The sequence below is a fragment of the Streptomyces sp. WAC06614 genome (assembly GCF_003949795.1).
Lineage (GTDB): Bacteria > Actinomycetota > Actinomycetes > Streptomycetales > Streptomycetaceae > Streptomyces.
The window spans coordinates 1-3,981 of the sequence record NZ_RPRY01000476.1 but is presented as its reverse complement, the minus strand read 5'-3'; the positions used below and the strand labels follow the sequence as shown (position 1 = coordinate 3,981).

3 protein-coding genes are annotated in these 3,981 nt (G+C 75.1%); 1 reads left to right on the top strand and 2 read right to left on the bottom strand.

Translation table 11 applies throughout. The features are described 5' to 3' along the window. Positions 1-420 (bottom strand): response regulator transcription factor (locus EF918_RS33435; protein ID WP_148141315.1); only part of this gene is annotated, 420 nt, incomplete at its 3' end. Next, positions 417-1,625, bottom strand: coding sequence for a sensor histidine kinase (locus EF918_RS33430; RefSeq protein WP_125652649.1), 1,209 nt, complete (start codon positions 1,623-1,625; stop codon positions 417-419). The genes EF918_RS33430 and EF918_RS33435, both read right to left, overlap by 4 nt. Positions 1,626-1,893: 268 nt before the next feature. On the opposite strand from EF918_RS33430, the gene EF918_RS33425 reads away from it, so the two are divergent. Continuing rightward, positions 1,894-3,981 (top strand): MMPL family transporter (locus EF918_RS33425; protein WP_125652648.1); only part of this gene is annotated, 2,088 nt, incomplete at its 3' end.

The following is a 3,981-nucleotide window of genomic DNA, read 5'->3' as shown; positions in this document are numbered from 1 at the left end:
GGCGCGTACGTAGGTGGAGATCAGCCGGGTGAGCAGGCGGGGGGCCACGGCGGCCTCGCCGGTGTGGACCGTGCGGATCGCGGCGGTCAGCTCCTCCGGGGAGGCGTCCTTGGGGAGGAAGCCGTACGCGCCGGCGCGCAGGGCGGCGACCACGTACTCGTCCATGTCGAAGGTGCTGAGGGCCAGCACGCGGGACTGCGGGAGGGTGTCGGCCAGTTCCCGCGTCGCCCGGACGCCGTCGAGGACCGGCATCCGGATGTCCATGACGACCACGTCGGGGCGCAGCTCGTGGGCCAGGGTGACGGCGTGCGCGCCGTCCTCGGCCTCGCCCACCACCTCGAACGCCGGGTCGGGTGCCAGGATCAGGGACAGGCCGCGCCGTACCAGCGGCTGGTCGTCGGCCATCAGCACACGGATCATCCGCGTCGGTCCTCCCGCTGTCCCCCCGGGCCGCCGGCCGGGAGCACGGCCGCCACCCGGAAACCGCCGCCGTCGCACGGGCCGGCCTCCAGGGTGCCGCCTTGCAGGGCGACGCGTTCCCGCATTCCGATCAGACCGTACCCGCTGCCGGCGCCCGGTCGTGCGGTGCGGGGCGGACGGGCGCCGGGCGCGCCCTCGTCGCGTACCTCCACCTCGACGCCGTCCGGGGCGTACGTCAGCCGCACGTGGGCCGGGGCGCCCCAGGCGTGCTTGCGGGCGTTGGTCAGGGCCTCCTGGACGATCCGGAACACCGTCAGGCCGACGGTCGGCGGCAGCGGGCGGGCGTGGCCCCGGACGGTGAACTCGGTGGGGGTGCCGGCCAGCCGGGACTCGGTGATGATGCGGCCGAGGTCGTCCGTGCCGGGCTGCGGCGCCGGGGGTGCCTGTTCCGGTTCCTCGCCGGCCCGCAGGACGTCGAGGAGCTGGCGCATCTCCCGCAGCGCCAGCCGCCCGGAGTCCTCCAGGGTGACCAGCGCGTCGCGGGCCACGTCCGGGTCGTGCGCCAGGTTGGCCCGGGCGCCGCCCGCCATCAGCTGCATGGTGGTGATGTGGTGGGCGACGATGTCGTGCAACTCGCGGGCGATCCGGCGGCGTTCCTCGGCCACCGCCCGGTCGGCCAGCAGGATGCGCCTGGCCTCGGCCTCCTGCTGCCAGCGCCGCACCACCAGTCCGGTGAGGACGACCAGCAGCACGGCGACGGTGTTGCCGAGCAGGCCCGCCAGGAGGGACGAGCCGCCGGTGCCCCGGCCGACCAGCGTGAGGGGCACGGTCGCCGCGGCGGCCGCGGCGGTGACGGCGGCGTTGCGGCGGCGGGTGACGGTGTAGAGGGCCACCATGGAGGCGGCGGAGAAGTGGGGGGCCTGCCCCGTGGCCAGGTCGAACGCCGCGCCGAGGGCGAGGACGGCGGCGAGCACGGTCAGCGGCCGGGCCCGGCGGGCCAGCAGGCAGGGCGCGGTCAGGACCACGAGCGCGAGCGCCGGCACGGTCACGGGCCTGCCGCCGTCGGCGGCGGCGAGCCCGTAGCCGATCAGGTCGGTGACGGCCGCCCCGACGGCCACGAGCGCATCGTTGCGGGTCCAGCCGAAGACCGGGCGGCGCTCCTTGGCCGCGCCGTCGTCCGAAGCGCTGCCCCTGCGTATCTGCATGGCTGCCGGTCCCCCTCCGTCACCGGCCCGCCGGGTCCGAGCCGGGGCGCCGCAATTCGCGTACGGGAACCATTCTCGCAGCGGCCGCACGGCGTGGTTCCGGTTCCTGGGGGGAGGTCGGACCAGGACCGGAGTCCTGGTCCGGAGGGTGGGCCGGACCCCGGTCCCGGGTGCGGGTTCCTCCCGTGCAACGACGTTTCGCGGCATCGGCGCTGATGAGCTGGAGAAGGCCGGGGAACCCCCGGCCGACCGAGCTACGGAGGAACCCTTGATCCGCGCCCTGACCGGCTTCGCCACCCGAAGTCCCTGGAAGGTGATCGCCCTGTGGGCGGTGCTGGGCATCGCCATGGCCGTCTTCGGCCAGGCGTTCGTCTTCCGCGCCACCCAGCCCGGTACGGGCGCCTTCCTGCCCGCCACCTACGATGCGGCGGCCGCGCTGAAGGTCGCCGAGGAGCACTTCGGGTTCGAGCAGGACGCCAACGCGCTGACCGTCCTGGTGGCCCGGGCGGACGGCCGGAAGCTGTCCGACGCCGACGAGCGCCTGATCGACGCCGAGGCGGCGGTCCTCGCCCGGCGGGAGGTGGCGATGCCGAAGACGGACCGGACGCCGCCGTTCGCGCAGGACCACACGCAGACGCCCCGGGTCAGGCCGGCGATGACCGCGCCCGACCGGAGCTTTCGGCTGCTGTCGGTCGAACTGAACGGCAACCCGCAGGATCCCGGGATGCAGGACCTGTACCGGGCCTTCCGGGACCGGGTCCGGGCCGACTTCGCCGAGGCCGGTCTGCGGACCGGGTTCACGGCCGGGATCGCGGACAGCGTGGACACGGCCGACGCCGAGGAGACCCGCGCGGCGGTCGTCGGCATCGCCATGCTCCTGGTGATCGTGCTGCTGCACGTCCTGGTCTTCCGCAGTCTCCTCGCGGCGCTGCTGCCGCTGCTCGTGGTGACGGTGATCGGCGGTGCGGCCGCCGGGGTCGTGGTCGGCGCCTCGCTGCTCACCGGCGTGCGGCTGGACCCCTCCACCCCGCAGCTGATCAACGTGGTGCTGATCGGGATCGGTATCGACTACTTCCTCTTCCTGCTGTTCCGGTTCCGTGAGCAACTGCGGGCACGACCCGAGCAGTCCGGGCGCGCCGCGGCGGCCGAGGTCGCCGGCCGGGTGGGGACGGCGGTCACCTCGGCGGCGCTGACGATCGTCGCCGCGTTCTCCACCCTCGCGGTCGCCTCGTTCGGCCAGTTCCGGGTGCTCGGCCCGGCGATCGCCGTGTCCGTCCTGGTGATGCTGCTCGGCAGCCTCACCCTGATGCCGGCGCTCCTGGCCGTCACCGGCCGCAGGATGTTCTGGCCCTCGCGGGGGCTGCGCCGTCAGCCGCGCGAGGGCACGGCCGGGCGGACGGGCCGCCTGGTGGCGCGGCGCCCCGTGGCGCTGGTGGTCGCCTCGCTGGCCCTGCTCGGCGGGCTGTCGGCGGGCCTGGCCGGCCTGCACACGGACTACGGGCTGGGCGGCGGGGACGCGGGGACGCCCGCGGCGCGTACGGCGACCGAGATCGGGCGGGCCCTGCCCGCCGGGGTGTCGGACCCGACCACCGTGTTCGTCACCGCTTCCGACGGCGGCAGGCTGGACCCGGGCGCGCTGGGCGGCCTGTCCACGGCGCTCGCGGCGGTCGACGGTGTCGGCCGGGTCGCCCCGGCCGTGCCCAGCGAGGACGGCAGGGCGGCGCGGATCGACCTGTTCCTGACCGCCGACCCGCAGGGTCAGCAGGCCCGCGCGCTGGTGTCCGGGCCGGTCCGGGACGTGGTGGCCACGCACCGGCCCGCGGGGACGCAGGCGCACGTCGGCGGCACGGCCGCGCTCTTCTCCGACATCTCGGACGCCGTCTCCGGGGACCTGAAGGTGGTCTTCCCGGTGGCCGCCGGGCTGATCGCGCTGATCCTGGTGCTGCTGCTGCGCAGCCTGCTGGCCCCGCTGGTCCTGATGGTCTGCGTCGGCCTGGGCTTCGCGGCGACGCTGGGCGCCTCGGCGCTGGTCTCCCAGGACCTCCTGGACCGCCCGGGGGTGAACTTCATGCTGCCGCTGGTGCTGTTCCTGTTCGTGGTCGCACTGGGCACCGACTACAACATCCTGATCAGCGACCGGATACGGGAGGAGATGGAGAAGCCGGGTCCGGCCCGGTCCGCCGTGGCCCGGGCGGTACGGCACACCGCGCCGGCCATTGCGACGGCGGGCCTGGTCCTGGCCGCCTCGTTCGGGAGCCTGGCCGTCAACCCGAACCCGGGCACGCAGGAGATCGGCTTCGCGACGGCGCTCGGGATCGTGCTGTCGGCGTTCGTCCTGTCGATCGTGCTCGTGCCG